Source organism: Nocardioides sp. AE5, assembly GCF_031844485.1.
Lineage (GTDB): Bacteria > Actinomycetota > Actinomycetes > Propionibacteriales > Nocardioidaceae > Nocardioides.
The window spans coordinates 112,075-138,447 of record NZ_JAUZVI010000002.1 but is presented as its reverse complement, the minus strand read 5'-3'; the positions used below and the strand labels follow the sequence as shown (position 1 = coordinate 138,447).

Annotated in this window: 28 protein-coding genes and 1 tRNA gene; 9 read left to right on the top strand and 20 right to left on the bottom strand. The window is 69.6% G+C overall.

All coding sequences use genetic code 11. The features are described 5' to 3' along the window. Positions 1–143: 143 nt before the first annotated feature. From Q9R27_RS03755 to Q9R27_RS03700, 12 genes are all read right to left on the bottom strand, one after another. Positions 144–216: transfer RNA gene (locus Q9R27_RS03755), tRNA-Ala, on the bottom strand. A gap of 47 nt (positions 217–263) precedes the next feature. Further along, a complete protein-coding gene (locus Q9R27_RS03750) occupies positions 264–896 on the bottom strand; it encodes a histidine phosphatase family protein (protein ID WP_311250998.1) in 633 nt (210 codons plus the stop codon). Further along, complete coding sequence (gene rsfS / locus Q9R27_RS03745; RefSeq protein ID WP_311250997.1) at positions 893–1,270, bottom strand: ribosome silencing factor; 378 nt, start codon at positions 1,268–1,270, stop codon at positions 893–895. The genes Q9R27_RS03750 and rsfS overlap by 4 nt, the downstream gene beginning before the upstream one ends. Beyond that, positions 1,267–1,875, bottom strand: a complete 609-nt coding sequence (gene nadD / locus Q9R27_RS03740) for a nicotinate-nucleotide adenylyltransferase (RefSeq protein WP_311250996.1) — start codon at positions 1,873–1,875, stop codon at positions 1,267–1,269. The genes rsfS and nadD overlap by 4 nt, the downstream gene beginning before the upstream one ends. 2 nt (positions 1,876–1,877) lie before the next feature. Continuing rightward, a complete protein-coding gene (locus tag Q9R27_RS03735) occupies positions 1,878–2,027 on the bottom strand; it encodes a hypothetical protein (RefSeq protein ID WP_311250995.1) in 150 nt (49 codons plus the stop codon). A 66-nt stretch (positions 2,028–2,093) separates the two neighbouring features. Then, complete coding sequence (locus Q9R27_RS03730; protein WP_311250994.1) at positions 2,094–2,552, bottom strand: VTT domain-containing protein; 459 nt, start codon at positions 2,550–2,552, stop codon at positions 2,094–2,096. Further along, entirely contained in the window at positions 2,552–3,187 is a 636-nt protein-coding gene (locus Q9R27_RS03725) for a CDP-alcohol phosphatidyltransferase family protein (protein WP_311250993.1), read from the bottom strand. Before Q9R27_RS03725 ends, Q9R27_RS03730 begins: the two co-directional genes overlap by 1 nt. 22 nt (positions 3,188–3,209) lie before the next feature. Further along, a complete protein-coding gene (locus Q9R27_RS03720) occupies positions 3,210–4,460 on the bottom strand; it encodes a glutamate-5-semialdehyde dehydrogenase (protein ID WP_311250992.1) in 1,251 nt (416 codons plus the stop codon). Between the two features lie 202 nt (positions 4,461–4,662). Then, positions 4,663–5,604 carry an electron transfer flavoprotein subunit alpha/FixB family protein gene (locus tag Q9R27_RS03715; protein WP_311250991.1) on the bottom strand — a complete coding sequence of 314 codons (942 nt, stop codon included), beginning with the start codon at positions 5,602–5,604 and terminating at the stop codon, positions 4,663–4,665. Positions 5,605–5,617: 13 nt separating this feature from the next. Continuing rightward, positions 5,618–6,415 carry an electron transfer flavoprotein subunit beta/FixA family protein gene (locus Q9R27_RS03710; protein ID WP_311250990.1) on the bottom strand — a complete coding sequence of 266 codons (798 nt, stop codon included), beginning with the start codon at positions 6,413–6,415 and terminating at the stop codon, positions 5,618–5,620. Positions 6,416–6,577: 162 nt separating this feature from the next. Then, positions 6,578–6,961: a hypothetical protein gene (locus tag Q9R27_RS03705; RefSeq protein ID WP_311250989.1), complete on the bottom strand. Its 384-nt coding sequence runs from the start codon at positions 6,959–6,961 to the stop codon at positions 6,578–6,580. Positions 6,962–7,007: 46 nt separating this feature from the next. Further along, complete coding sequence (locus Q9R27_RS03700; RefSeq protein WP_311250988.1) at positions 7,008–7,787, bottom strand: enoyl-CoA hydratase-related protein; 780 nt, start codon at positions 7,785–7,787, stop codon at positions 7,008–7,010. A 90-nt stretch (positions 7,788–7,877) separates the two neighbouring features. Between Q9R27_RS03700 and Q9R27_RS03695 the strand changes: the two genes are divergently transcribed. From Q9R27_RS03695 to Q9R27_RS03675, 5 genes are read left to right on the top strand one after another with little or no spacing between them, the layout of a single operon-like run. After that, a complete protein-coding gene (locus Q9R27_RS03695) occupies positions 7,878–8,654 on the top strand; it encodes a potassium channel family protein (RefSeq protein WP_311250987.1) in 777 nt (258 codons plus the stop codon). A 57-nt stretch (positions 8,655–8,711) separates the two neighbouring features. Next, the gene (locus Q9R27_RS03690) at positions 8,712–9,635 is read left to right on the top strand and encodes an alpha/beta fold hydrolase (protein ID WP_311250986.1); all 924 of its coding nucleotides are present in this window, start codon (positions 8,712–8,714) and stop codon (positions 9,633–9,635) included. A gap of 19 nt (positions 9,636–9,654) precedes the next feature. Further along, on the top strand, positions 9,655–11,337 hold the full coding sequence (locus Q9R27_RS03685) for an alkaline phosphatase D family protein (protein WP_311250985.1): 1,683 nt from the start codon (positions 9,655–9,657) through the stop codon (positions 11,335–11,337). A 45-nt stretch (positions 11,338–11,382) separates the two neighbouring features. Continuing rightward, positions 11,383–13,077, top strand: coding sequence for a maltose alpha-D-glucosyltransferase (treS, locus tag Q9R27_RS03680; protein ID WP_311250984.1), 1,695 nt, complete (start codon positions 11,383–11,385; stop codon positions 13,075–13,077). Then, positions 13,074–14,459 carry a maltokinase N-terminal cap-like domain-containing protein gene (locus tag Q9R27_RS03675; protein WP_311250983.1) on the top strand — a complete coding sequence of 462 codons (1,386 nt, stop codon included), beginning with the start codon at positions 13,074–13,076 and terminating at the stop codon, positions 14,457–14,459. Before treS ends, Q9R27_RS03675 begins: the two co-directional genes overlap by 4 nt. 9 nt (positions 14,460–14,468) lie before the next feature. Here the strand turns inward: Q9R27_RS03675 and Q9R27_RS03670 are convergent, their stop codons facing one another. Beyond that, positions 14,469–16,118, bottom strand: a complete 1,650-nt coding sequence (locus Q9R27_RS03670; RefSeq protein ID WP_311250982.1) for an ABC-F family ATP-binding cassette domain-containing protein — start codon at positions 16,116–16,118, stop codon at positions 14,469–14,471. 204 nt (positions 16,119–16,322) lie between these two features. Here Q9R27_RS03670 and Q9R27_RS03665 point away from each other — a divergent pair, with 204 nt between their 5' ends. Next, positions 16,323–17,240, top strand: coding sequence for a GNAT family N-acetyltransferase (locus tag Q9R27_RS03665; RefSeq protein ID WP_311250981.1), 918 nt, complete (start codon positions 16,323–16,325; stop codon positions 17,238–17,240). Between the two features lie 109 nt (positions 17,241–17,349). Here the strand turns inward: Q9R27_RS03665 and Q9R27_RS03660 are convergent, their stop codons facing one another. Then, on the bottom strand, positions 17,350–18,285 hold the full coding sequence (locus Q9R27_RS03660; RefSeq protein WP_311250980.1) for a tetratricopeptide repeat protein: 936 nt from the start codon (positions 18,283–18,285) through the stop codon (positions 17,350–17,352). A 56-nt stretch (positions 18,286–18,341) separates the two neighbouring features. Between Q9R27_RS03660 and Q9R27_RS03655 the strand changes: the two genes are divergently transcribed. Further along, entirely contained in the window at positions 18,342–19,442 is a 1,101-nt protein-coding gene (locus Q9R27_RS03655) for a serine/threonine-protein kinase (RefSeq protein ID WP_311250979.1), read from the top strand. Between the two features lie 31 nt (positions 19,443–19,473). Here Q9R27_RS03655 and Q9R27_RS03650 read toward each other — a convergent pair whose 3' ends face one another. From Q9R27_RS03650 to Q9R27_RS03625, 6 genes are all read right to left on the bottom strand, one after another. Further along, entirely contained in the window at positions 19,474–20,724 is a 1,251-nt protein-coding gene (locus Q9R27_RS03650; RefSeq protein WP_311250978.1) for a hypothetical protein, read from the bottom strand. Between the two features lie 24 nt (positions 20,725–20,748). After that, complete coding sequence (locus Q9R27_RS03645) at positions 20,749–21,237, bottom strand: MarR family transcriptional regulator (protein WP_311250977.1); 489 nt, start codon at positions 21,235–21,237, stop codon at positions 20,749–20,751. A gap of 7 nt (positions 21,238–21,244) precedes the next feature. After that, on the bottom strand, positions 21,245–21,766 hold the full coding sequence (locus Q9R27_RS03640; RefSeq protein ID WP_311250976.1) for a PH domain-containing protein: 522 nt from the start codon (positions 21,764–21,766) through the stop codon (positions 21,245–21,247). 7 nt (positions 21,767–21,773) lie between these two features. After that, positions 21,774–21,944: a hypothetical protein gene (locus tag Q9R27_RS03635; RefSeq protein WP_311250975.1), complete on the bottom strand. Its 171-nt coding sequence runs from the start codon at positions 21,942–21,944 to the stop codon at positions 21,774–21,776. A gap of 125 nt (positions 21,945–22,069) precedes the next feature. Next, positions 22,070–23,071, bottom strand: a complete 1,002-nt coding sequence (gene meaB / locus Q9R27_RS03630; RefSeq protein WP_311250974.1) for a methylmalonyl Co-A mutase-associated GTPase MeaB — start codon at positions 23,069–23,071, stop codon at positions 22,070–22,072. A 22-nt stretch (positions 23,072–23,093) separates the two neighbouring features. Then, positions 23,094–24,296, bottom strand: coding sequence for an acetyl-CoA C-acetyltransferase (locus tag Q9R27_RS03625; protein ID WP_311250973.1), 1,203 nt, complete (start codon positions 24,294–24,296; stop codon positions 23,094–23,096). Positions 24,297–24,435: 139 nt separating this feature from the next. On the opposite strand from Q9R27_RS03625, the gene mce reads away from it, so the two are divergent. Both mce and ccrA read left to right on the top strand, forming a co-directional pair. Then, positions 24,436–24,903 carry a methylmalonyl-CoA epimerase gene (mce, locus tag Q9R27_RS03620; protein ID WP_311250972.1) on the top strand — a complete coding sequence of 156 codons (468 nt, stop codon included), beginning with the start codon at positions 24,436–24,438 and terminating at the stop codon, positions 24,901–24,903. 87 nt (positions 24,904–24,990) lie between these two features. Beyond that, on the top strand, positions 24,991–26,331 hold the full coding sequence (ccrA, locus tag Q9R27_RS03615; RefSeq protein ID WP_311250971.1) for a crotonyl-CoA carboxylase/reductase: 1,341 nt from the start codon (positions 24,991–24,993) through the stop codon (positions 26,329–26,331). The last annotated feature ends 42 nt before the right edge of the window (positions 26,332–26,373 follow it).

Genomic DNA, 26,373 nt, shown 5'->3' with positions numbered 1-26,373 from the left:
GAGTCGATGAAGTTAGGTAAGCATAACCTGTCCATGGCGAGCACGGGTCACACCGGAACGCACTGCGCTGACAACCTGGCCCACAACGACGAAGTCCGCAGGTCAGAGACCTTTTCTGTCTCCGTCCTGCGGACATCTACCGGTGGAGCTGAGGGGACTCGAACCCCTGACCCTCTGCATGCCATGCAGATGCGCTACCAGCTGCGCCACAGCCCCATTGCCAGCTCACGCTGAGCAACGTCGGGAAGTTTAACCACAGGCGTTCACGGATGCGAAATCGGGGGGTCGCCCGGCCCGAGGCCATAGGTCTCGAGGCGGAACCGTCCCGGGCCCTGGTGTTCGGTGAGCACCGCCCAGTGGCAGTTGCCCAGCCCGGCCAGGGTCCCGGCCAGCTCTGCGGGCCAGCCGACGGCATGGCAGATGCCGGCCCTGATCGCCGTACCGTGCGAGACCACGACCGCGGTCTGCGCCGGGCCCAGGTTCGCCATCACCTCGTCGATCCCGGCACCAAAGCGCTGCGCAATCGTGGCGAGATCTTCTGCGCCGGGGATCCGACTGAAGTCACCGGCCATCAGGGCGGCGTACAGGTCCGGCTCGTCGCGGGCATAGTCGGCCTTGAGGACACCGGCCGACTCCCCCAGGTCGAGTTCGCGGAAGCGCGCGTCCTCCCGGGGCTCCAGGGCGCATTCCCGGGCGACGTACGCCGCGGTCCGGGCGGCCCGGGAGAGGTCGGAGGTCCACAGGGCTGACGGCTGGTACGCCGCGACGTACGGCGCAGCTGCCGCGGCCTGCTCGTGCCCGGTGGCGTCCAGTTCGACGTCGCAGTGGCCCTGCATCCGGCCAACGAGGTTCCACGCCGTCTGGCCGTGGCGGAGCAGGATCAGGCGACGGCTCACGACTCGGCGGAGACGACGTCGTCCGGCAGTGCGATCACCGGGCAGTCCTTCCACAACCGCTCGAGCGCATAGAACTCGCGTTCCTCCTCGTGCTGCACGTGGACCACGATGTCGACGTAGTCGAGCAGCACCCAGCGGCCATCGCGCTCCCCCTCGCGGCGGGTCGGCTTGGCGTCGAGGCGGCGCAGTTGCTCCTCCACCTCGTCCACGATCGCCTTGACCTGGCGCTCGTTGGGCGCTGAGGCCAGCACGAACGCGTCGGTGATCGCCAACTGGTCGGAGACGTCGAAGGCGACGATCTCGCGGGCCAGCTTGTCGGAGGCGGCGCGCGCGGCGGCATGCACCAGTTCGACGGCCCGTTCGGTTGCGGTCACGAGGTTGCTCCAGGTGGGTAGAGGTGGTGCTTGGCGATGTATTGCACGACGCCGTCGGGGACCAGGTACCAGACCGGCTCACCGCGCTGGGTGCGCAGCCGACAGTCGGTCGACGAGATCGCCAGGGCGGGGATCTCCACCATGGTGACCCGGTCGGTCGGGATCTCGGCGAGCATCTTCGCCTCCATCTCATAGCCGGGCCGGGTGCAGCCAACGAAGTTGGCCAAGCCGAAGAGGTCCTCGGCATCGCGCCAGGTGAAGATGTTGGCCAGCGCGTCGGCGCCGGTGATGAAGTAGAGCTCGGCGTCGGGCAGCTGCTCGCCCAGGTCACGCAGGGTGTCGATGGTGTACGTCGGACCGTCGCGGTCGATGTCGACCCGGGAGACGGTGAAGCGGGGGTTGGATGCCGTGGCGATGACCGTCATCAGGTAACGGTCCTCGGCCGGCGAGACCTTCCGCTCCGACTTCTGCCAGGGGTCGCCGGTCGGGACGAAGACGACCTCGTCGAGGTCGAACCAGGACTGGACCTCGCTGGCGGCGACAAGGTGGCCGTGGTGGATGGGATCGAAGGTGCCACCCATCACCCCCACGCGCCGAGCGGCCATGGTCAGCTGTGCTCGCGCCCGCCACCGATCGCGACGACGACCAGGAGTGCGAAGAGGAGGATGCCGAGGGCGACGCCACCGACCACGATGGGCGGGATGGAGCCATCGCCGGAGTTCTCGGCTGCGGAGAGGACCAGTGCGTTCAAGGACATGGGAGGAATCCTACCGAAGCCCCCGGGCCCCGCGCGCCGAGGTCTGCCCGTGCGCCACGGCGTACCTCAGAACCAGAGCCAGCCCACGCCGGCCAGGATCACCCAGAACCGGATCGTCCGGCCGACGAGGCAGGTCACCACGAAGATCGTCACGTTCATTCGCACCGTGCCCGCGACCGCCGCCATCACCAGCATCGGGGGCACCCCGACCGAGGCGGCAAGGAAGATGATCGTGCCCATGAACCAGGGCCGGCCGTCGGCGCGCGCCTGCCACTTCTCCAGCGACGCCTTCGCCTTGGGCTTCTCCAGCTTCTTGCGCATCCAGGCGCTGTCCATCCCTCGCCGGGTGGCGTAGTACCAGACCAGCTTGCCGATCGTCTGGCCGATGCCGGCCGCCACCGCCAGGGTGAGTGCGCCAGCGGTGCCCACCTGGGTGGCGACCGCAGCGAGGTAGACCTCGATGTTGATGAACGGCAGCAGCGCAGAGGCGACACTGAGCCCGAACGTGGCCGCCAGGAGGCCCATCAGGCCGGGGCCTGCCCGTGGGCAGCATCGATCCGGCCCTCGGGCACCGGGAGCCCCAGGTCCATCAGCCACTTCAGCGACAGGCACTTCAGCGCGAGCAGGGCGATCGCGATGATCACGCCGAGCCACCACCAGCCGGTGACCAAGAGCATCACCGCGAAGAGGCCGGAGTTGAGCGCCTTGCCCGGCCGCGACCAGTTCCACAGCCAGATCCGGCGGTCGACGACGTAGAAGTAGTTGGGGCTGCGGATCGGCCAGGCCAGGAAGGCCAGGGAGAGGAAGAAGTCGATCACCATGAACTCGAAGAGGTAAATCCCGACCGGGATCGCCATGATCGGCTCGAGCCAGGCGAAGCCGATGTAGAAGGCCGCGCAGTTGATCCGGTCGCAGAGCATGTCCATCACCGCACCGGTGCGGGTCTCGCAGTCACGCCAGCGGGCGATCTCGCCGTCCAGCGTGTCCCCGATCCAGTACGTCGCCAACCCGACGACCAGGAGGGTCAGCGACTCCTCGCGTACCGCCAGCAGACAGAGCACCAGCGAGGCGATCGTCCTGATGAAGGTCAGGACGGTGGCGCTGGTGAACAACCGCTCGGCGGTGGCGTCGGCGTGGATCGCCCGTTCCTTCTTCGGCACGGACCGAACCGTACCCCGTGGCTCAGCGGATATGCCCGTCGCCCGTCACGACGTACTTGGTGCTGGTCATCTCCTGCAGCCCCATCGGCCCGCGCGCATGCAGCTTCTGGGTGCTGATCCCGATCTCCGCGCCGAAGCCGAACTCTCCCCCGTCGGTGAACCGGGTGGAGGCATTGACCATCACCGCGGCCGAGTCCACTGCGGCGACGAAACGGCGTACGGCGGCCTGGTCCTCACTGACGATGGCGTCGGTATGCTGGCTGGAGTGGCGCCGGATGTGATCGATCGCGGCCTCGAGGTCACTGACCACGCTCGCGGCCAGGTCCAGGGCCAGGTATTCGGTGTCCCAGTCCGCCTCGTTGGCGGTGACGACGTGGTCGTATTCGCAGAACCGGGCGTCGCCGTGGATCGTGACGCCGGCGTCGTGGAGTTCCTCGATGATCCGGGGCAGGAACTCGTCGGCGATGTCCTCGTGGACCAGCAGCGACTCGGCGGCGTTGCAGACGCTGGAGCGGTGGGTCTTGGAGTTGAGCACGATCGCGGCGGCCTTGTCGAGGTCGGCGCCGGCGTCGACATAGACGTGGCAGTTGCCCACGCCGGTCTCGATCACGGGGACCGTCGACTCCTCGACCACGCTGCGGATCAGGCCCGCTCCCCCACGCGGGATGAGCACGTCGACCAACCCGCGGGCCCGCATCAACACCTTCGCGCCCTCGTGGCCGTCACCGGGCACGAGCTGCAACGCATCGGCAGGCAAGCCGGCCGCCTCGATGGCGCCCCGGAGTACGTCGACGATCGCCGTGTTGGAGCCCAGCGCGCTGTTGGATCCCTTGAGCAGGGCGGCGTTGCCGGACTTCAGGCAGATCCCGGCCGCGTCGGCGGTCACGTTGGGACGGGCCTCGTAGATGATGCCGACCACCCCGAACGGGACCCGGACCTGGCGCAACTCGAGCCCGTTGGCGAGGTTGCCGCCCCGGATCACCTCGCCGACCGGATCGGCCAGCCCGGCGACCTCGCGCAGGCCCTGGGCCATCGCCTCGATGCGCGCCTGGTCCAGGCGGAGCCGGTCGATGATGTTGGGTGGCGTGCCGCCTGCCTCGGCGCGGGCGATGTCGCCGGCATTGGCCTCGATGATCCGGGCCGCGTTGGCGACCAGTGCGTCCGCCATGGCGGCCAGGGCGGTGTCCTTGGCTGCCCGCGATGCGGTGGCCAGGTCGTGGCTGGCCACCCGCGCCCGCCGGGCGGTCTCGTTGACGTCCTGTTCGATGCTCACCCGGCCAAGCCTAGGTCGACGTACGCCGGGGACACACGAACGCTCACCTGTTGAGCCTCGAACGCTCAATCGTTGATGGATCCGCTCCGTCCTCGCCCCCGGGCACAGCAATGATTGAGCTTTCGGACATCAATCATTGAGCGTTCGTGGAAATGACGACGGCCGCCATCCTGGATCCAGGAGGGCGGCCGTCGTCAGGGTGTCACTTGCGCTTGTTGATCTCCTCGGTCAGCGCGGGGAGGACCGTGTGCAGGTCACCCACGACGCCGAAGTCGACCAGCTCGAAGATCGGGGCCTCGTCGTCCTTGTTGACGGCCACGATGGTCTTCGAGGTCTGCATGCCGGCGCGGTGCTGGATGGCGCCGGAGATGCCGTTGGCGACGTACAGCTGCGGGGAGACGACCTTGCCGGTCTGGCCCACCTGGAAGGTGTGCGGCTTCCACCCGGAGTCGACGGCGGCACGCGAGGCACCGACGGCGGCACCGAGGGCGTCGGCGAGCGCCTCGACGGCGGAGAAGTCACCGCCGGTGCCACGGCCACCGGAGACCACGATGGCGGCCTCGGTCAGCTCGGGACGACCGGTTGACTGGCGCGGCTGCGAGGCCACGATCTGGGCGGTCTTGGCACCGTCGGAGATGGTGGCCGCGAACTGCTCCACGGCACCGGCACCGTCGACCTCCTCGGGCGCTGCCGAGTTGGGCTTGACGGTGATGATCGGGGTGCCCTTGGTGACCTTGGCGGAGACCGTGAAGGAGCCCGCGAAGACCGACTGGGTGGTGACGCCGGAGTCGGCGACGTCCACGGCGTCGGTGATCACGCCGGAGGAGATCTTGATGGCCAGGCGACCGGCGATCTCCTTGCCCTCCGCGGAGGACGGGATCAGGATCGCGCCGGGGCTGGTCTTCTCGGCCAGCTGGGCCAGGACCTCGGCCTTGGGGGCCACCAGGTAGCCCTTGATCTCCGCGTCGTCGACGGCGTAGATCTTCTCGGCGCCGAACCTCTTCAGCGCGTCGACGGGGGCCTCACCCGAGCCGATGTAGACGGCCGACGGCTCGCCCAGGCGGCGGGCGATCGTCAGGAGCTCGTTGGTGGTCTTGCGGACGCTTCCGTCGACATGGTCGACGAGAACCAGGATTTCAGACATTCTTCGCAGCTCCTCAGATGAACTTCTTCGAGGCAAGGAACTCGGCCAGCGCCGTGGCGCCCGAGCCGTCCTCGTCGGTGACGATCTCGCCGGCAGTGCGCGGCGGGCGGGCCGTGGTCTCCTCGACCGCGGTCCACGCGGCGTCCAGGCCGACCTCGCCGGCATCGACACCCAGGTCGGACAGCGACCAGGTGTCCAGCGGCTTCTTCTTGGCCGCCATGATCCCCTTGAACGACGGGTAGCGGGCTTCACCGGTCTGGTCGGTCACCGAGAGCAGCACCGGCAGGGTGGCGCCGATGACCTCGGTGGCGGCGTCGCCGTCGCGCTTGGCGCGGATCTGGTCGCCCTGGGTCTCCACCACGGAGGCGAAGGTGACCTGCGGCAGGCCGAGGCGCTCGGCCAGCATCGCCGGGACCAGGCTGGTGCCGGCGTCGGTCGAGGCCATGCCGGTGACGACGAGGTCAACGGATCCGCCTTCGCCGATCTTGGACACTGCCTTGGCCAGGACCAGCGAGGTGGCAACGGCATCCGAGCCGGCGATCGCGTCGTCGGAGACCAGCACGCCGGAGTCGGCACCCATCTGCAGCGCCTTGCGGACCGCGTCCGCAGCCTGCTCCGGGCCGACGGACAGCGCGGTCACGGTGACGTCACCGTCGGACTTCTCCTTGATCTGGAGAGCCTGCTCGACGGCGTACTCGTCGAGTTCCGACAGAAGTCCGTCGACGCCAGCGCGGTCAACGGTGTTGTCCGACTCGAACCGCCGGTCGGCGGTGGCGTCGGGGACATGCTTCACGAGGACAACAATGTTCATGGTGGTTGGCCGGTTCGGCCCCTCCTGTGCAGTCGATTTCGGCACGGTCGCAGCGCGACCTGCTCAATCCCGGGGGATCGGGGTGAGGCTACTAGGTGGTAGTGCCCCGGGTGAACCGGAGCACGGCGTGCAATCCATCACAGCGGTGCTGGCCCGAGGGCCTCAGGGACGGATGAAGCGGTCCGCGAGACGGCCCAGGATCAGCCAGAAGACGGCACCGAGGCCCCAGTTGAACAGGGCGTTCTTGACCTCGGCGTTTTCACCGTCGAACTCCTTGATCCCGTTGGTGATCCCGAAGATCCCCAGGTCCAGGGTGTCGGCGGTGTCGCGGATGAAGCCGACGAGGCTGTTGTCGGTGTTCGCCTTCAGCGCGAACGTGAGAGCCCCGAGCGCCAGGATCAGCGCGAACAGGGCGCACAGGAACCACAGCACCTGGGCAACCCGGGTGCGGATCAGGTCCACGTCGATGTCGGCGCCCCTGGTCATGCGGTTGCGGCCCTGGGACTGGGCAACCTCTTCGTCGTTCTCGTCGTTCGTCTCGGCCACTGCCGATCCTTCCGTCTCGGATGCTCTCCGCAGGCACCCTATACGCTCACGCGCCCTTGAAGGTCGCCTTCCCGGGGCCGTTGGCCTGGAACGATTCCATCCCGATCGTCCGGTCCTCGGTGGCGAAGAGCGCTGCGAACTGCATCCGCTCGATCTCCAGGCCGGTGCGCAGGTCCACCTCGAGGCCGCGGTCGATGGCCTCCTTGGCCGCCCGTACGGCGTACGACGCGGCGCCGACGAACTGGCTCGCCCACTCCACCGCTGCGGCGTACACCTCCCCGGCCGGCACCAACCGGTCGACCAGGCCCAGCGCGAGCGCCTCGTCGGCCTTGACGAAGCGACCGGTCAGGACCAGGTCCTTGGCCTTGCTCGGGCCGATCAGTCGGGTCAGGCGCTGCGTGCCGCCGGCACCGGGAATGATGCCGAGCAGGATCTCGGGCTGCCCGAGGGTGGCGTTGTCGGCGGCGATCCGGATGTCGGCGCAGAGCGCCAGTTCGCACCCGCCACCGAGCGCATAACCGGTGACCGCGGCGACCACCGGCTTGGGGATGTCGGCGACGGCGGTGAAGGCGGACTGCAACCCGGCGGAGCGGTCGACCATGTCGGTGTAGGACATGTCGGCCATTTCCTTGATGTCGGCGCCAGCGGCGAAGACCCGCTCCCCGCCATAGATGACGACGGCCTTGACGTCGTCACGCGCGGTCGCCTCGTGCGCGGCAGCACGCAACTCCTCCTGGACCTGCATGTTCAACGCGTTCATCTTGGGACGGTCGAGGCGGATGGTGCCGACGCCGTCGGACACCTCGAGGTTGACGAATTCGCCCATGGCTCCTGACATCTCCTGTCGTGGGGGTCCGGGCGCCCGCGCCGGGCCCCGGGGTGACAGTGCGACTCTAGCGAGGCAGGATCAACCACCATGACCCAGTGGCTGGCCAGCGCCCGACGTACCCCCTGCGCAGTGCTGCTCGCGGTCCAGTTGCTGGGGATCGTGGTCTATCCGTTGCTCGGCGACCAGCCGGCCGGGCGGGCCGCGTTCAGCATCTTCGCGCTGCTGGTCCTGGTGGTCGCCGTGATGGCGGTGCGGATGACCCCGGCCCTGAGCTGGGTCGCGGTGGGGATCGGGATCCCGGTGGTGGTGCTGACCATCCTGGAGGTGATCCACCCCGACAACGACGCCCTGGTGCTCTGGTCGGCGGTCTCGCACGCGCTCTTCTACTGCTACACCGCCTATGCGCTGATCCGCTACATGTTCTCCGACGACGTGGTCACCGCCGACGAGGTCTGGGCCACCGGCGCGACCTTCACCGTGGTGGCCTGGGCCTTTGCCTACATGTACGCCGCCACCCAGGTGGTCTGGCCGGGTTCGTTCACCGCCGCGGTCGCCGCCGACGAGGCACGCACCTGGACCGAACTGCTCTTCCTCTCGGTGACCACGCTGACCAGCACCGGCCTCTCCGACATCGTCCCGGTCCGGCCCCAGGCCAGGTCGATCGTGATGCTGGAGCAGATCGCCGGGATGCTCTACCTGGCCCTGGTCGTGGCCCGGATCATCGCGCTGCTCAGCGCCCGCGCGGCCCGCAAGACGGTCGAGTCCGAGGAGGCCACGGTGGAGGCGAGCACCTGGGAGCCACCGGCCGCCGAGACGGTCGCCGAACAGGTCGCGGCCACCGACCCCACCGAGCCCACGGCGTAACCGGCATCACACCGGCATCGTTGACCCAGCGACGTACTCCCTGCCGGAAGGACCTCCATGCGCCGTCCCCTGCTCGCCTGCGCCGCCGCGGCAGCGCTCGCCCTCTCCCTGCTGGGTGGGGGCACGGCCTCGGCCGACGACTCCGGGAAGGACCTGCCGGTCCCCTACACCTTCCTGCCGACGGTGATCGCCGGCGGCATGCCCGGCGCGAACGCACCCGGCACCAACGACTGGGACTGCACGCCCAGCGCCGCGCACCCGGACCCGGTGATCCTGGTCCACGGCACCTTCGGCAACCGGGCCACCAACTGGCAGACCTACGGCCCGCTGCTGAAGAACGAGGGCTACTGCGTCTTCGCCCTCAACTACGGGATGAATTCCTCCCCCGGCGAACTGCTCGGCGGTCAGGACCGGATCGAGGACAGCGCCGCCGAGCTGGCCGACTTCGTGCAGCAGGTGCTCGCCGCCACCGGTGCGGAGAAGGTCGACCTGATCGGTCACTCGCAGGGCACCGTGATGCCGCAGTACTACGTCCGCTTCCTCGGCGGCGCGGAGTACGTCGATGACTACATCGGCCTGGCCTCGGCCTGGCACGGCACCCTGACCAACCTGGGCCTGCCGGCCCTGGCTGCCGCCTTCGGCTTCGACGCGATCGAGGCGAGCCCGGTCTGCAAGGCGTGCCTGCAACTGACTCCCCCGTCCGAGTTCCTGGACTCGATCCGTGACGGCGGGGTGGCCACCGAGGGCATCACCTACACCAACATCGTCACCCGCTACGACAACGTGGTGATCCCGTGGACCAGCGGGATCGAGGAGGGGATGACCAACATCGTGGTCCAGGACACGTGCGCGATCGACTTCTCCGACCACCTCTCCGTGGTCTCCTCGCGCACCGCTGCCGACCTGGTCCTCAACGCACTCGACCCGGAGCATCCGCGCAAGGTGCGTTGCTCCTTCCACCTGCCCAGCATCGGGAGTTGAAATGGGAAGGGGAGTTGGGATGAACAGCATCGTCACGACCGGGATCGGTCGCCGTACCCTGATCGCCGGCACGCTGGGCGCCGGCGCCGTGATGGCGCTGGCGCAGTGGCCGCAAGCGGTCGCCGAAGGGGCTCCCTTCGTGCACGGTGTCGCCTCCGGGGACCCGCTGCCCGACGGGGTCGTGCTGTGGACCCGGGTGACCCCGTCGGTCGAGGCGGTCCCGGGATCCGGGGTGGGCCCGGCCGTGGCGGTGACGTGGCAGGTGTCCCGCGACCAGGCCTTCAGCCAGGTGGTTGCCAGCGGGCAGGTGACGGCCACCGCCGAGCGGGACCACACGGTCCACGTCGACGTGCGCGGGCTGGCTCCCCACACGACGTACTGGTATCGCTTCTCCGCCCTCGGTGCCACCTCGCGGACCGGCCGGACCCGGACCTCGCCCGCACCCGCCAGCAGTACGCCGATCCGCTTCGGCGTGGTCTCGTGCGCCAACTATGACTGGGGCTGGTTCGCGCCCTACCGGTTCCTCGCCCAGCGCAAGGACCTGGACGCGGTGCTCCACCTGGGCGACTACGTCTACGAATACGCCCCCGGCGGCGTGATCGCCGACTATCCCGCCAACCCGCGCAACGCAGACCCGCTGCACGAGTGCATCACGCTGGGCGACTACCGCACCCGCCACGGCTGCTACAAGCTGGAGGCGAACCTGCAGGCGCTCCACGCCGCGCACCCGATGATCGCGGTCTGGGACGACCACGAGATCGCCAACGACACCTGGCGCGAGGGTGCCGAGAACCACGACCCGCAGACCGAGGGCGAGTGGGCCACCCGTGCTGATGCCGGGCGGCGCGCCTTCCTGGAGTGGCTCCCGATCCGGCACACCGATCCCGACGACTGGGCACGGATCAACCGCCGGGTCCAGTTCGGCAAGACGGTGGACCTGTGGATGCTCGACGAACGGCGCTTCCGCAGCGAGGCGCCCAAGAGCCTGCTGCTCGGCTACGGCTACCTGGGCAAGGGCTCCAGTGACCCGGAGGCGACGATGATCGGCTCCGAGCAGGAGCACTGGCTGATCTCGGGGATCTCCGCGAGCACCTCGCGGTGGAAGGTCCTGGGCAACCAGGTGCCGTTCTTCCCCCAGCAACTCCTGGGCAATGTCCCGGGGCAGGTCACCGACCTGCTCGGCCCGCAGTTGTCGCAGATGTTCGCCGACCCGATCGCGCAGATCTATGTCGAGGACTGGAACGGCTTCCTGGCCCAGCACCGGCGCCTGGTCGAGGGCATGGCCGGGGTCGACGGAGTGGTCATCCTGACCGGCGACGTCCACGAGTCGTTCGCCGCCGAGATCCCACGGCGCACCAACCACTACCTGCTCGACCGCAAGGCGGTCGCCGTCGAGTTCATCACCCCCGGCGTCGCCTCCCCGTCGGTCGCCACGATGATCAACCAGGTGGTCCCGGGGGTGGGCAACGTGCTGGACACCGTGCTCACCACCAACAACGCCCTGGCCAACCCCTGGGTGAAGTACAGCGAGGGGTTCAGCACCGGCTGCATGGTGGTCGACTTCACCACCCAGCGGGTCCAGGCGGACTGGTTCCACGTCGACGACATGGCCGACCCGGACAGCGGGCTCACCCACGGCGCATCCTGGCAGTCGAAGGCGGGCAGCAACAAGCTCACCAAGGCATCGGGGCGGCTCACCTGAGCGGACATTTTGCGCGGTGCCGGGTGATCGGCGAGGCTTGCCCGCATGCCCGGTGACGACTGGTTCCGCACGGCGGTCTTCTACGAGGTCCTGGTCCGCTCCTTCCGTGACTCCACCGGTGACGGGGTCGGCGACTTCGCCGGCCTGACCGAGAAACTGGACTACCTGTCCTGGCTCGGCGTGGACTGCCTGTGGGTGCCGCCGTTCTATCCCTCCCCGCTGCGCGATGGTGGGTACGACGTGGCGCACTACACCGAGGTGGCCCCGGAGGTCGGGACGCTGGACGACTTCACCCACTTCGTCGACCAGGCCCACGAGCGCGGGATGCGGGTGATCACCGACTTCGTGCTCAACCACACCAGCGATGCGCACCCCTGGTTCGAGGCGAGCCGCGCCGACCCCGACGGCCCGTACGGCGACTTCTACGTGTGGGCCGACGACGACACCGGCTATCCGGACGTGCGGATCATCTTCACCGACACCGAGACGTCCAACTGGGCCTGGGACCCGGTCCGCAAGCAGCACTACTGGCACCGCTTCTACAGCCACCAGCCCGACCTGAACTTCGACAACCCCGCCGTCCACGAAGCCCTGGTCGAGGCGATGCAGTTCTGGCTGGACCGCGGCGTGGACGGCTTCCGGCTGGACGCGGTGCCCTACCTCTACGAGCGCGAGGACAGCAACGGCGAGAGCCTGCCCGAGACGCACGCGTTCCTGCGCAAGGTCCGTGCCTTGCTCGACGATTCCTATCCGGGTCGGGTGCTGCTCTGCGAGGCCAACCAGTGGCCCAGTGACCTGGTCGAATACTTCGGCCCGGAGCCGGACGGCGCCGGCGGCATGGCCGGCACCGAGTGCCACATGGCCTTCCATTTCCCGGTGATGCCGCGCCTGTTCATGGCCGTACGCCGTGAATCGCGGGCGCCGATCTCGGAGATCCTCGCCCAGACACCGGCCCTGCCCGACAACTGCCAGTGGGGCATCTTCCTGCGCAACCACGACGAGTTGACCCTGGAGATGGTCACCGACGAGGACCGCGACTACATGTGGTCCGAATATGCCAAGGATCCCCGGATGCGTGCCCACATGGGCATCCGGCGCCGCCTGGCCCCGCTGCTCGACAACGACACCAATCAGATCGAACTCTTCACCTCGCTGTTGCTCTCGCTGCCCGGCTCGCCGGTGCTCTACTACGGCGACGAGATCGGGATGGGCGACAACATCTGGCTCGGCGACCGCGACGCCGTACGCACGCCGATGCAGTGGAGCCCGGACCGCAACGGCGGCTTCTCCGCGGCCACACCCGGCAAGCTCTACCTGCCGGCCGTGCAGGACCCGATCTTCGGCTTCGAGGCGGTCAACGTGGAGGCCGGCGTGGAGAACCCGTCCTCGTTGCTGCACTGGACGCGCCGGATGATCCACGTACGCCGCCACCACCCGGCGTTCGGGCTGGGCAGCTTCATCGACCTCGGCGGCTCGAACCCGGCCGTCTTCTCCTATGTGCGCGAACTCGACGACGAGGCGATCCTGTGCGTGCACAACCTCTCCCGCTCCCCGCAGCCCGTCACGCTGGACCTGGCCCCCTGGGCCGGGCGGGTGCCGGTGGAGTTGACCGGCGGGGTGCCGTTCCCGACGATTGACCACTCCCCCTACCAGCTCACCCTGGGCGGCCATGGGTTCTACTGGTTCCGGCTGGCCCCGGACGGCTCGCCGCTCCCGCCCGACGAAGGGAACATCCGATGAGGCCAGGCCTGCGGCACTTCCTGCACACCGCCGACTGGTTCGTCGGTGCGGAGCAGGACTTCACCGTTGCCGACGTACGCCGGGTGGGCGCCCTCCCGTTGCCCGAGGAGGGACCGGCCGTGGTGGTCGACCTGGTCACGGTCACCTTCCCCGACGGGACCAGCGACCGCTACCAGGTGCTGGTCTCGTTGCGGCCCTCCGAGGACGAGCGCCTGGCCGCGGCGCTGATCGGGGTCTGGGAGGACCCTGACCACGGACGGTCCCACGCCTATGACGCCATCGCCGATCCTGAGGCGATGGCCCAGGTGATCGCCGCCTTCGCGCAGGCCGCCCTCGCCGGGGACCCGGCCCCGGGGCTGGGCTTCCACCGGATCGGTGAGGGCGCGGTCAACACCGCAGCCCGGGCGCGTGCCTTCACCGGCAAGCAGTCGAACTCGCTGGTCGCCTTCGGCGATGAGTCCATGTTCAAGCTCTTCCGCCGGGTCGAGGCCGGGCCGAACCCCGACGTGGAACTCCCCCGTGCCCTGACCGCGGCCGGCTCCGGTGACGTGGCCGCGATGATCGGGTGGCTCGACACCGTCGACGAGCCGACCGGCCAGGTGCTCCACCTGGCCGTGCTCCAGGAGTTCCTCGACGACAGTGCGGGCGGATGGGACCTGGCCACGGCCGCGGTGCGCACGCTGTGCGCCGAGGCGTCGACCGACGACGTACCGCCCACGCCGGGCGCGTCCACCGATGTCGACTTCTCCGCCGAGGCGCCGCTGCTCGGCGCGGCGCTCCTGCGGGTGCACGGCCTGCTGGCCGATGCGTTCACCACTGACGTGCTCAGCGGCACCGAGGCTGCCAACCTGTGCTCGCGGATGCAGCAGCGACTGCTCGACGCGCTCGGCGTGGTGCCCGAACTCGCTGGCCATCGCGACGGGCTGTCGGCCATCTTCGAGCGGGTGCGGACGCTGGACGGCGTACGGGTGCAGCGCGTCCACGGCGACCTGCACCTGGGCCAGGCACTGCGCACCGGGGAGGGATGGCGCTTCATCGACTTCGAGGGCGAACCCGAGCTGTCGCTCGCCGACCGGTTGCGGCCGGACTCGGTGTGGGCCGACGTCGCCTCGATGGTGCGCTCCTTGGACTATGCGGCCAACGTGGTCGCCCGCGTCTTCCCCGGCGCCGAGGACGTGGCCGACGCCTGGGCCCGGGACGCCGCCGAGGGCTTCCTGGCCGCCTATGCGCCCGAGGGGTTGAGCCACCACCGCGAGATCCTGCTCGACGCCTACCTGGCCGAGCGGGCCGTCATCGAGTGCGTGCACGAGGCCACGCACCGCCCGACGTGGCTGCCGATCCCGCTGCGCGGCATCGAGCGTCTGGTCGCCGACCGGGCATAGGCGGCGCCCCTAACCGAGCTCGAGCCTCGGCCAGCCGGCCAGGTCGCGGAGCATCTGCCGGTCGTGGCTGGCCACCAGCACCGCCGCGCCGGTGCCCCGCAATGCCTCGGTGAGTTCATCGACCAGGGCGATGGAAAGGTGGTTGGTCGGCTCGTCGAGCAGCAGCACGTCCGGCCTGCTGCCCAGCACCAGGGCCAGGTCCAGCCTGCGTTGCTGCCCCTGGGACAGGTGCCGTGCGGGAGTACGCCGGGCAGCACCCTCCAGCAGCCCCAGGGCACCCAGCGGCACCACCTCCCGCTCGGTGAGTGCGCCTGCGGAGACCAGGCTTGCCATCTCGGCGGCGTACACCTGCTCGGGGCTCCGGCTGCTGGTCGCCACTCCCGACTCCTGGGCGAGCAGCCCGATCCGGGCCGTGCGCGCACGCTGCACGTGTCCCGTGGTCGGTGCCAGTTCTCCGGCCAGGAGCCGCAACAGGGTGGACTTGCCCGCCCCGTTCGGGCCCGTGACCAGCAGCCGCTCCCCCGGCTCCACGGCCACCGAGGTCGGCTCCAGTCGACCGGCCAGCGCGACTGAGTCCGCACGGAGCAGGATGATTCCGGGCAGTCGCCGTGCCTGCGGCATCGCCAGGGCCAACGGCGGCGGGGGCACGGTGACCCGGTGTGCCTCCAGGGCTGCCTGCTGCCGGTGCACCGCCTGCACCACGCCCGGGGCGCGGGACTGGCGCTGGTGCTTGCCGGTGCCCTTCTCCGGTCGCCAACCGGTGCTGAGCCGGTCCTGGGCGGCGCGGACAGACTCCTCCAGCCGCTGGTGCTCGCGCGACTGGGCGGCGTACTCCTGCTCCCAACGCTCGCGGTCACCGCGTCGCATCTCCTGCCAGGACTCGTAGCCCCCGCCGTGGATCCGCGGCAGGCCATCGCTGCTGGGGTCGAGGTCGACGAAGGCGTCGGCGACGTCGCGCAGCAACGCCCGATCGTGGGAGATCAGGACGACGCCGCCCGGGTGGCTGCGGATCTTTTCGGTGAGAAAGGTGATGCCGGCGGCGTCGAGGTGATTGGTCGGCTCGTCCAGGAGCCAGAAGTCGTGCTCGGCGCCGAGCAGGCAGGCCAGTCGGACCCGATAGCGCTGGCCGACCGAGAGCGTGGCCAGGCGGCGCTGCCGATCCGCACAGGCCCCGAGGCTGGCCAGGGCGAGGTCGACCCTGCGCTCCGCGTCCCAGGCATCGAACCGCTCGGCCAGGTCCAGCGCGACCGCATAGGCGTCGTCCGCGCCCGCGGCACCGTCGGCCAAGGCCGAGGTGGCTCGGTCCAGGGCGGCCAGCGCCGTCCACGGACCGTGCAGGGCGACCCCGATCAGGTCGCCAACGGTGGTCTCCTCATCGATGGCGAGTTCCTGCTCCGCCACGCCGATCGTCCCGATGCTGCGCACCCGGCCGGAGTCCGGTGCCAAGGTTCCGGCCAGCAGGTGCAGCAGCGTGGTCTTGCCGCGACCGTTCTCACCGACCACGGCGATCCGCGAGCGGGTGGGGACCCGCAGGTCGAGTCCGGTGAGCACCGGGTGGCCACCGCGGGTCAGGTGGACCGACTCCGCCACGATCTGTGCCGAAGCGCGGGCCGGGACGGGCAGGTCCACTGGTGCCGGATGTTGGGTGTTGTCGTGCATGGAAAGCTCCTGGGATCGAGAGGATCCGGGCAGCACGAGACCGCCGCCCGGGAAGGTCCGGATCGGCGGGAGGAATCAGGGCTCGGTCCCGCCGTCAGCGGCGGGTGCGGAGCCTGATCGAAGCGATGGGTCCATGCATGACCACGAGGCTAACCGGGCCGGCCAACACCTGTCGCCTGCTTTTTGCCGTCTAGGGTGGGCGGCGTGAGTGACGACCAGCCCAATCTGAGCGACGGATCCGTCGAACTGCGGGCCCATGACCCGGCCGAGACCGGCGCCCACTCCTTCGACGTGGAGCGCGCCGGTGAGCCGGTCGGCGTGGTCGCCGTGCGGGTGCTCGACGAGGGCACCGGCCGGTTGAGTTGGCGCCTGGATCCCCGCCACCGGGGCCGCGGCAACGGCGTACGCGCGGTCCGCCTGCTCACCGACTGGGCCCTCACCGAGGCCGGACAGGGTGGCCTGGGCCTGTCGCGGGTGGAGGCACTGGTGCCCTCCGACGACGACGCCTCGCTGCGCCTGGCCAGCCGTTCCGGACTGCTGCGTGAGGGCCTGAGCCGGATCGCGCCGGGCTCCGGGGAGCGGTCGGCCACCACCGGGTACGTCGTCTCCGCACGGCTGGCGACCGATCCCCCGCTCAGCGATCCCTCGACCTTCCGCACCCTGCTCAACTCGTTCCTGCCGCGCAAGCGGGCGATCGGCCAGATGCTGATCCGCGACACCGCCGGGCGCGTGCTGCTGTGCCAGCTCACCTACAAGCGCGATTGGGACCTGCCCGGCGGCGTGGTCGAGGTGGGCGAGTCGCCACGGCTGGCGACCTCGCGCGAGCTCACCGAGGAACTCGGCCTGGAGATCGAGGCCGGCCCGCTGGTGCTCACCGACTGGCTGCCGCCGTGGGGCGGCTGGGACGACGCGGTCTGCCTCGTCTTCGACGGTGGCGTCCACGACCCCGGCCTGCTGGACGGGATCGTGAAGCAGGAGCGCGAGATCGTCTCGGCCGAGTTCCTCACCCTCGCCGAGGTGCACGAGCGTGCCGCGGACTTCACCGCCCGCCGGATCGAGGCGGCGCTGGCCGCCCTGGACGGCCGGGGGCCGGCGTACACCGAGTCCGGACGCGGGGCCTGAGCGCCGCACCCCACACTCCTCCTCCTTGTGCGGTGGTGTTGACGAAAATCAGGCGCACAGCACTACTCAAGCGACAGTTCCCCCGCGTTACAGCTGGGAGATGCGGGGCTCAGAAGAGGGCGGAGGCCAGGTTCTGCCGGCCGCGGATCACCCGCGGGTCATCGTTGCCGACGGCGTCGAAGAGGCCGATCAGGTGGGTGCGGGCCTTGTTCCGCTCATCCCCCGCAGTACGCCGAACCAGCTCGACCAGGCGGTTGAAGGCGTCCTCGACGTGCCCACCGAGCAGGTCCAGGTCGGCGACCAGTGTCTGCGCGTCGATGTCGTCGGGCGCCTGCGCCGCTGCCTCCCGGGCGGCATTGAGGTCCACGCCCTGGGTGCGCTGGAGCACCTTGGCCATGGCCAGGCCGGCAGCGGCCTCGGTATCGGCAGGGTTGGCGTCGATGAGCTTCTGGTATTCGGCGACGGCCAGGTCGATGTTGCCCTCGCCGAGCGCGTCCTGGGCGGCCGCGTATCGCGGGTCCGCCTCGGGCTCCTCGCCCTCTGCGCTGGGGGCTCCCGAGCGCGGCGCGTGGCGACCGGTGATGCCCTGGGCGGTCAGTTGCTGGGCGAGTTGGGTGAACATGGTCCGCAGGCTGTCGATCGGGGCCGGCCCGGGGATCGGCTGGGTGACCGGCTGGCCGTCGAGGATCACCAGCATCAGCGGGACCTGCGGGATCTGCATGGCCTGGGCGATGCTCGGCACCGCGTCGATGTCGACGCTGCCGGCCAGGAACCGGCCCTCGTGCTCGGCCACGACCGTCTCCACGTCGCGGGCCATCTGGCTGCTCTCCGGAGAGCGCGACGGGGCGTGGAAGACCAGCACCACCGGGGCGGTGCGGGACGACTCGAGGAGGCCCTGGAAGTTCTGTTCGTCGACCACGACGCTGTAGGCGCCGCCGGTCGAGCCTTCGGCGCCAGGGGCCGCGGCCCCGGGCGCCGCGGCAGGCTGGTTGCGCAGTCCGGACAGGTCGATGGCACCGGGTCGGGAGAACGGCTGTTGGCTCATGGACACCATCTTCCCCGACGGGGGTAAACGGGCTCGATCTGGGTAGGGTCACACCCGTGGGTGAAGTCTTCGCTGGACGCTATGAACTGCTCGACCCGATCGCCACCGGCGGGATGGGCACGGTCTGGTGCGTCCTGGACCAACAGGACGGCCAGGTCAAGGCCGCCAAGATCCTGCGCCAGTCGGATGCCGCCTCGTTGCTCCGGTTCGTGCGGGAGCAGTCGATGCGCATCGACCATGACCACGTGGTGACCCCACAGTCGTGGGCCGGCATGGACGACCGGGTGCTCTTCACCATGCCCCTGGTCCGCGGTGGCTCGGTGGCCGGCCTGATCAAGGAGCACGGCGTCCTCCCGGTCCGCTGGGCCGCCCTGCTGGTGGACCAGACGCTGCAGGCGCTCGAAGCCGTCCACGCTGCCGGCATCGTGCACCGCGACGTGAAGCCGGCCAACCTGCTCCTGGAGCCCACCGGGCACCGGATGCCGCACCTGCGGTTGACCGACTTCGGGATCGCTGCGCCCCTGGACGAGCCGCGGATGACCCGGGCCTCGGTGGTGATCGGCAGCCCCGGCTACATGTCGCCCGAGCAGTGGCGCGGTGGGGACCCGGACTTCCGCTCCGACATCTACTCCGCCGGCCGGGTCGGCATCGAGATGCTGACCGGCGAGCGGCCCTCGGCGGAGAACCACGGCGTCGACGTCACTTCCCTGGCCACCGGCGAGGCGAACCACGACGCCCTGCTGCGACTCTTCGGCGAGGCGGCCGACGAGGACGCCACCCGTCGTCCTGCCAGCGCCAGCGAGTTCCGGCAGCGACTGGCCGCGCTGGGGTCGACGACCCTGCCCCCGGCGCCGGACGAGTCGATCTTCATCCGCGACCACTTCGCCCAGAGGGCGCCCGTGCCCACCACGCCGGACGGGGCCACCGTGGCCGGCACCGTCGGCGGCCCCGGCGGGACGGCCGCGCTCACCGCTTCCTCGACCCTCGTGTCGTCGGCGCCGGGACATCGGCCGATGACGCGGGTTGACCACGGCGCACCGACGATGCACCAGCCCGTGCCACCCGGTGCAGACACTTCCCATTCCCGGGTGCCTGCCGTCCTCCTGCTGCTGGTCGGGCTGCTCTGCCTGGTCGGCGCCGGGTTCCTGCTGGCCTAGGACTGCTCAGGGATCACAGGTCGGGCGCTGCTCAGCGGCGCAGGCGCAGGGCTCCCACGCCCAGGCAGACCAGGCCGAGGACGCCGAGGCCCAGCCCGGTGATCCGACGGCCGGTGAACCAGGCGTCCGACTCGTCCCCGGACATCCGGGGCGTCCCCGAGACCACGGCGGAGCGCTGCTCGGGACCGATCAGGAACGGCTCGTCCTCGACGTACGTCGGACCGGCGACCGGCTCGCCCTGGACCTCGACGGTCAACGTGTAGGAGAGAGTCACCGCCTCCCGGTCATCGGCAGGCGGGACCCCCACCACCAGGTAGTAGTCACCGGGGGCATAGGCGCTGTTGACGCCATAGCGGTTCAGGTAGCGCACCGGGCCGTAGCCATAGGTGAGGGTGTCGCCCTCCTCGCCGATCCGCCCCGAGGTGTCGGTGTCATCGAGGAGTGAGCCGGTGCTGCGGCGCACCGGGTTGTAGCCCCAGATGCCGACATCGACCGACCAGCCGCCGACGATCTCCTGCTGCTCCTCGTCCAGGGCCTCGACGTCGACCTGGGCGGCCACGGACTGCCCCCAGTCCAGGTGCACCCGGTAGAAGAGCTGCTGGCCCTCGGCGATGGTCCCGGTGACCGATCCGTCCTCGAGCAGCGGTGCATCGGCCAGGGTGGTGCCACCGACCACCTCGGTCGGTTCCGAGGACGTCGGGGGGACGAAGGCAGGATCCTCGTCGGGCGGGGTCGGCAGCGACTCGTACGCGTTCTGCAGCGGGCTCTCCTCCACGATGGTGATCGAGAGCGGGAGTGGCTCGTCGAAGGACGCGTTGCCGCGACCGATGGTGAACCGGACCACGTCGGTGATCAGGCACTGGGAGTCCCGGCTGCCGTGCTCCTTCGGACCGACCACGACGTTGACGCCCAGCACCTGGGCCGGCATCGACATCGAGGACGAGACGCGCGAATCCCCGCACGTGGTCCGGTCGGCGTTGGTGGCATAGGTGCGCAGTTCGTAGCCCTGGTCGGACTCCGTGCTCGCCCCGTTGACCGCGATGAAGACGCTCGAGTCACGCGAAGTGCGGGTGTAGGAGAACTGGAGGTCGGAGCCGGTCGGCTCCAGTGTGGCCTGCCAGCGCCCAGCGGTCAGGTCCACCGGGTTCTCCGGATCGGTGCTCAGGCCCGGCACCGGCTCGCCGTCGAGCACTGCCTGGTCGGCAAGGGCCGATGGGGCGGTTCCCACCGTGGCCAGGAGCGCAACCATCAGGGCAGCGAGCAGGAGGCGGACGCGTTTCACGTGCGGCACCCTACCCACTTCGAATCAGAAATCACCGGCAGAGTGACGAACCGGACGCAACAGGTCCGAGAGTTGCGCCAGGTCAGGCTCCGACATCGCCTCCAGGCCGAAGCCGGCGCCGACCAGGTCAGCGGTCGCCGCCTCCACCACGGCGCGACCCGCATCGGTGATCGCGGCCAGCACGGCCCGGCCATCGTGCGGGTGCGGTCGGCGTACGACGTGCCCGGAGTCGACCAGCCGCGCAATGATCGAGGTGATCGAGGTGGGGTGCACCTGGAGCCGCTCCCCCATCTTGCCCAGGGGCAACTCGCCGCGGCTGGAGAAGGTCAGCAGCACCAGCGCCTCATAGCGGGCGAAGGTGAGACCGTGTGGCCGCAGCAGTGCGTCGAGGCGGGCGAGCACGAGTTGCTGCACGCGCATCAGCGAGGTCACTGCATGCATCTGGGGTACGCCGTCCCAGCGCAGGCCCCACTGTCGTGCGGCCTCGTCGATCGGGTCGAAGTCCAGTGCCATCGCTGCCTCAGTTCACCTTGGGCCCGCGCAGGCCCGAGCGCTGGACCACCCGCTGGATGGAGAGATCGCGCTCGTCGGGGCGGGCGACGTGGCGGATGTCGCGCAACCCCTGGGCCTGGGCGGCGGACTCGAAGACGAAGTGGCCGAAGCCGAGGATGCGTCCGTGGAACGGCTTGACCACGGTGATGTCGAGGATCCGGCTCATCGGCATCGTGGCCAGGTTGGAGGTGAAGACGCCGTGCACGCGGAAGACGCGCATGTTGGTGATCACGAAGCGGTCCCGATAGTGCGCCAGCCCCTTGTAGCAGCCGTGTGCCGCGATCGCGAGTGCCAGCAGGAACGGGAACCAGGCCAGGTTGATGTCCACGAACGGCATCGCGACCAGGATGGCCAGGGCCAGCAGGATCTCGAGCGCTGGCACCACGTAGACCACCCAGTGGTGCATCACCTCGTCAACGATCACCTCGCCCTCGTCGCGGAGCAGGTGCTTGCGGATGTTGGGATCCGACAGGGCCTGGACCACACCCATGGCGTTGCTAGAGCAGCTCGTTGATGAAGTTGATGGTGGCCTCGAAGAACTGGGTGAGCAGGCTCCAGCCGTTGCCGGCGCCGGAGCTGGCCAGGTCGGCCAGTCCGCTGGGGTCCTTGAACATCCAGAATCCGACGAACAGTACGACGACGGCGAGCACGCCCTTCTTGGCGTCCATCTCGTCTCTCCATCCTGTTGCGGGCACGGCAGGGCCGGGACACTCCCGACACTTCAGCACCATTTGTAACAAGCCGACCGGGTTTCGCGCGGGAGGCGCGCCCGGCGCGCCCGAATCGGTGCCGGCTAGGTGACCACCGTGTCGAGCAGCTCATCGGCTGCGGCGTAGGGGTCCGTCGTCCCCTCGGCCACCCGGACGGCCAGCCCGGCCAGGGACTCGTGCGACCCCAGGCTGCTCCACCGCTCGCGCAGGGTGGTCAGCGCGATCGCCTCGATCTCGTCGCGGGCCCGGCGGGCCCGGCGGCGCGCCAGTTCACCGCTGGCGCGCAGCCAGTCCGCGTGGCGTTCCATCTCGGTGACCACCTCGGCGACGCCCTCGCCATTGGCGGCGGTGGTCATCAGGATCGGCGGGCGCCAGGCGTCCTCCTCCCGCTGGGCCAGGGCCAGGGCATTGCGCAGGTCACGGCGTACGGCGTTGGCGCCGTCGCGGTCGGCCTTGTTGATCACGTAGAGGTCGCCGATCTCCAGGATGCCGGCCTTGGCAGCCTGGATGCCGTCGCCCATCCCCGGCGCCAGCAGGACCAGCGTGGTGTCTGCCAGTCCGGCGATGTCGACCTCGCTCTGGCCCACGCCGACGGTCTCGACCAGGATCACGTCGCACCCGGCCGCATCCAGCACCCGCACCGCCTGCGGGGTGCTCCAGCCCAGTCCGCCCAGGTGGCCGCGCGAGGCCATCGAGCGGATGTAGACGTCCTTGTCGGTGGCGTGGTCCCCCATCCGGATCCGGTCGCCGAGCAGGGCGCCGCCGGAGAACGGCGAGGACGGGTCGACGGCGAGTACGCCGACCCGCTTGCCGCTCTTGCGCAGTTCGGTGACCAGTGCGTTGGTGGAGGTCGACTTGCCCACGCCCGGGGCGCCGGTGATGCCCACGGTGATGGCGTTGCCGGCGTACGGCGCCAGCGCGGCCATCACCTCGCGCAGCAGCGGCGAGGCGTCCTCGACCAGCGAGATCAGGCGCGCCACCGAGCGCGGGTCACCACTGCGGGCGCGCTCGACGAGTTCGGGAACGGCGACGGCCGACCGACCACGGGGTCGGCCGGCCGTCGGGGTTCCGTGCTGTTCAGCCAATGGATTGTGTGCTTCGGCTGGTTCAGGCCTTGGCCGGGACCTTGATGATCAGGGCGTCGCCCTGACCACCGCCACCACACAGGGCGGCCGCGCCGGTGCCGCCACCGCGGCGCTGCAGCTCCAGCGCCAGGGTGAGCACGATCCGGGTGCCCGAGACGCCGACCGGGTGACCGATCGCGATGGCGCCACCGTTGACGTTGACCTTGTCCACGTCGACGCCGAGCTTGCGGGCCGACTCGATGCCGACCGCGGCGAACGCCTCGTTGAGCTCGAAGAGGTCGATGTCGGAGACCTCGATGCCCTCCTTCTCGGCCGCCTTGATGATGGCGTTGGCGGGCTGCAGCTGCAGTGTGGAGTCGGGGCCGGCGACCTGGCCGCTGGCACCGATCTCGGCGATCCAGGTCAGGCCCAGCTCCTCGGCCTTGGCCTTGCTCATCACCACGACGGCGGCAGCACCGTCGGAGATCTGCGAGGAGGATCCGGCGGTGATGGTGCCCGTCTTGGAGAAGGCGGGGCGCAGGCCGGCCAGCGACTCGGCGGTGGTCTCGCCGCGGATGCCCTCGTCCTGGCTGACGGTGATGTCGCCCTTGCGCGAGGGGATGGTGACCGGGACGACCTCGTCGTCGAAGAGGCCGTTCTTCCATGCCTGGGCAGCGAGCTGGTGGGAGCGGGCCGAGAACTCGTCCTGCTCCTCGCGGGTCAGGCTGGCGCCGTCGGCGTTGGTCGCCTCGGTCAGCGTGCCCATCGGCTGGTCGGTGAACTGGTCATAGAGGGCGTCGTAGGCCATCGAGTCGACCAAGGCGGTGTCGCCGTACTTGAAGCCCTCGCGGGACTTCGGCAGCAGGTGCGGCGCATTGGTCATCGACTCCATGCCGCCGGCCACCACGACCTCGTGCTCGCCGGCACGGATCAGCTGGTCGGCCAGGGCGATGGCGTTGATGCCGGAGAGGCAGACCTTGTTGATGGTGATCGCCGGGACGTCCATCGGGACTCCGCCCTTGACCGCGGCCTGGCGGGCGGTTATCTGGCCGGCGCCGGCCTGGATCACGTGGCCCATGATCACGTAGTCGACCTGGTCGCCGGAGACGCCGGCCTTCTCCAGTGCTCCCTTGATCGCGACGCCACCGAGGTCGGCGGCGGAGAGGGACTTGAGGCCACCGAGGAGGCGACCGACCGGGGTACGGGCCCCAGCGATGATGACGGATCCGCCGGACGTGGACGACATGTGTGGTTCCTCCTGGTGGTTCACGGATGTGACTGGTTGGTACTGGCGCCGAGCCTAACCCGGCGAGGACCACCCCGGACATGTGTCCCTGATGTGGACGTGGTCACGCGGCGACGGGCGGACGGGCCACGATGGGGGCATGAACGCACCCCTCGACATCCCCGACAACCTGTTCCTGTGCATCGACCACGTCGGCATCGCCGTGCCTGACCTGGACGAGGCCATCGCCTTCTATCGCGACAGCTTCGGCATGGTCGTCGCGCACGAGGAGGTGAACGAGGAGCAGGGCGTGCGCGAGGCCATGGTCCAGATCAACCGCGAGGGCGGCGACACCACGACGCAGCGGATCCAGTTGCTGGCCCCGCTCAACGACGAGTCGACGATCGCGAAGTTCATCGCCCGCTCGGGTCCCGGCCTGCAGCAACTGGCCTACCGGGTCGCCGACATCGACCAGGTCTCCGCAGTGCTGCGTGAGCGCGGCCTGCGCCTGCTCTACCCCGAGCCGAAGCGGGGCACCTCCAACTCGCGGATCAACTTCATCCACCCCAAGGACGCCGGCGGCGTCCTCGTCGAGCTGGTCGAGCCCGCGGCCGACGCAACACACTGAGACCTCGGTCTCACCTCACCCCACCGGGCGTTACCCACGGGTATCTTGTGCCGGACTCGCCCACTAATTTCTCCAGGAGCTTTCTCAGTGCAGCACATTCTTGATGCGATCCAGGCCGGTGACACCAGTGCGGAGGACTTCGCGAACCTCGCGCTTCCCGAGTCCTACCGTGCGGTGACCGTGCACAAGGACGAGGTGGACATGTTCGAGGGCGTCGCGACGCGGGACAAGGACCCGCGCAAGTCGCTCCACCTCGACGAGGTGCCGCTGCCGGAGCTCGGCCCGGGCGAGGCGTACGTCGCGGTGATGGCCTCGGCGATCAACTACAACACCGTCTGGACCTCGATCTTCGAGCCGGTGCCGACCTTCGGGTTCCTGGAGCGCTACGGCCGCCTCTCCGAGCTGACCAAGCGCCACGACCTGCCCTACCACATCGTGGGCTCCGACCTGTCCGGCGTGGTGCTGAAGACCGGCCCCGGCGTGACCAAGTGGAACGCCGGTGACCGGGTGGTCGCGCACTGCCTCTCGGTGGAGCTGGAGAGCGCCGACGGCCACAACGACACGATGCTCGACCCCGAGCAGCGGATCTGGGGCTTCGAGACCAACTTCGGTGGCCTGGCCGAGATCGCCCTGGTCAAGTCCAACCAGCTGATGCCCAAGCCCGAGCACCTGACCTGGGAAGAGGCCGCCTCGCCCGGACTGGTCAACTCCACGGCGTACCGCCAGCTGGTCTCGCGCAACGGTGGCCAGATGAAGCAGGGCGACAACGTCCTGATCTGGGGCGCCTCCGGCGGCCTGGGCGGCTTCGCCACCCAGTACGCCCTCAACGGTGGCGCCAATCCGATCTGCGTGGTCTCCAACGAGGAGAAGGCCGAGATCTGCCGCAAGATGGGCGCCGAGCTCATCATCAACCGTTCCGAGGAGAAGTGGCAGTTCTGGAACGAAGAGGGCACGAAGCAGAACCCCAAGGAATGGCTGCGCCTGGGCAAGAAGATCCGTGAGCTCACCGGCGGCGAGGACATCGACATCGTCTTCGAGCACCCGGGCCGCGAGACCTTCGGCGCCAGCGTCTTCGTGACCCGCAAGGGCGGCACCATCACCACCTGTGCCTCCACCACCGGCTACATGCACGAATACGACAACCGCTACCTGTGGATGAACCTGAAGCGGATCGTCTCCAGCCACTTCGCCAACTACCGCGAGTCGTGGGAGGCCAACCGCCTCATCGCCCAGGGCAAGATCCACCCGACCCTGTCGCGCACCTACACCCTCGACGAGGTCGGCCAGGCTGCCCTGGACGTGCACCACAACAAGCACCAGGGCAAGGTCGGCGTCCTCGCCCTGGCTCCCAGCGAGGGCCTCGGCGTCCTCGACAATGAGCTGCGCGAGAAGCACCTGGACCAGATCAACATCTTCCGCAACATCTGAACCATCCCAAAAAGCACCACGTTCCACCCCGGTTCGCGCTCC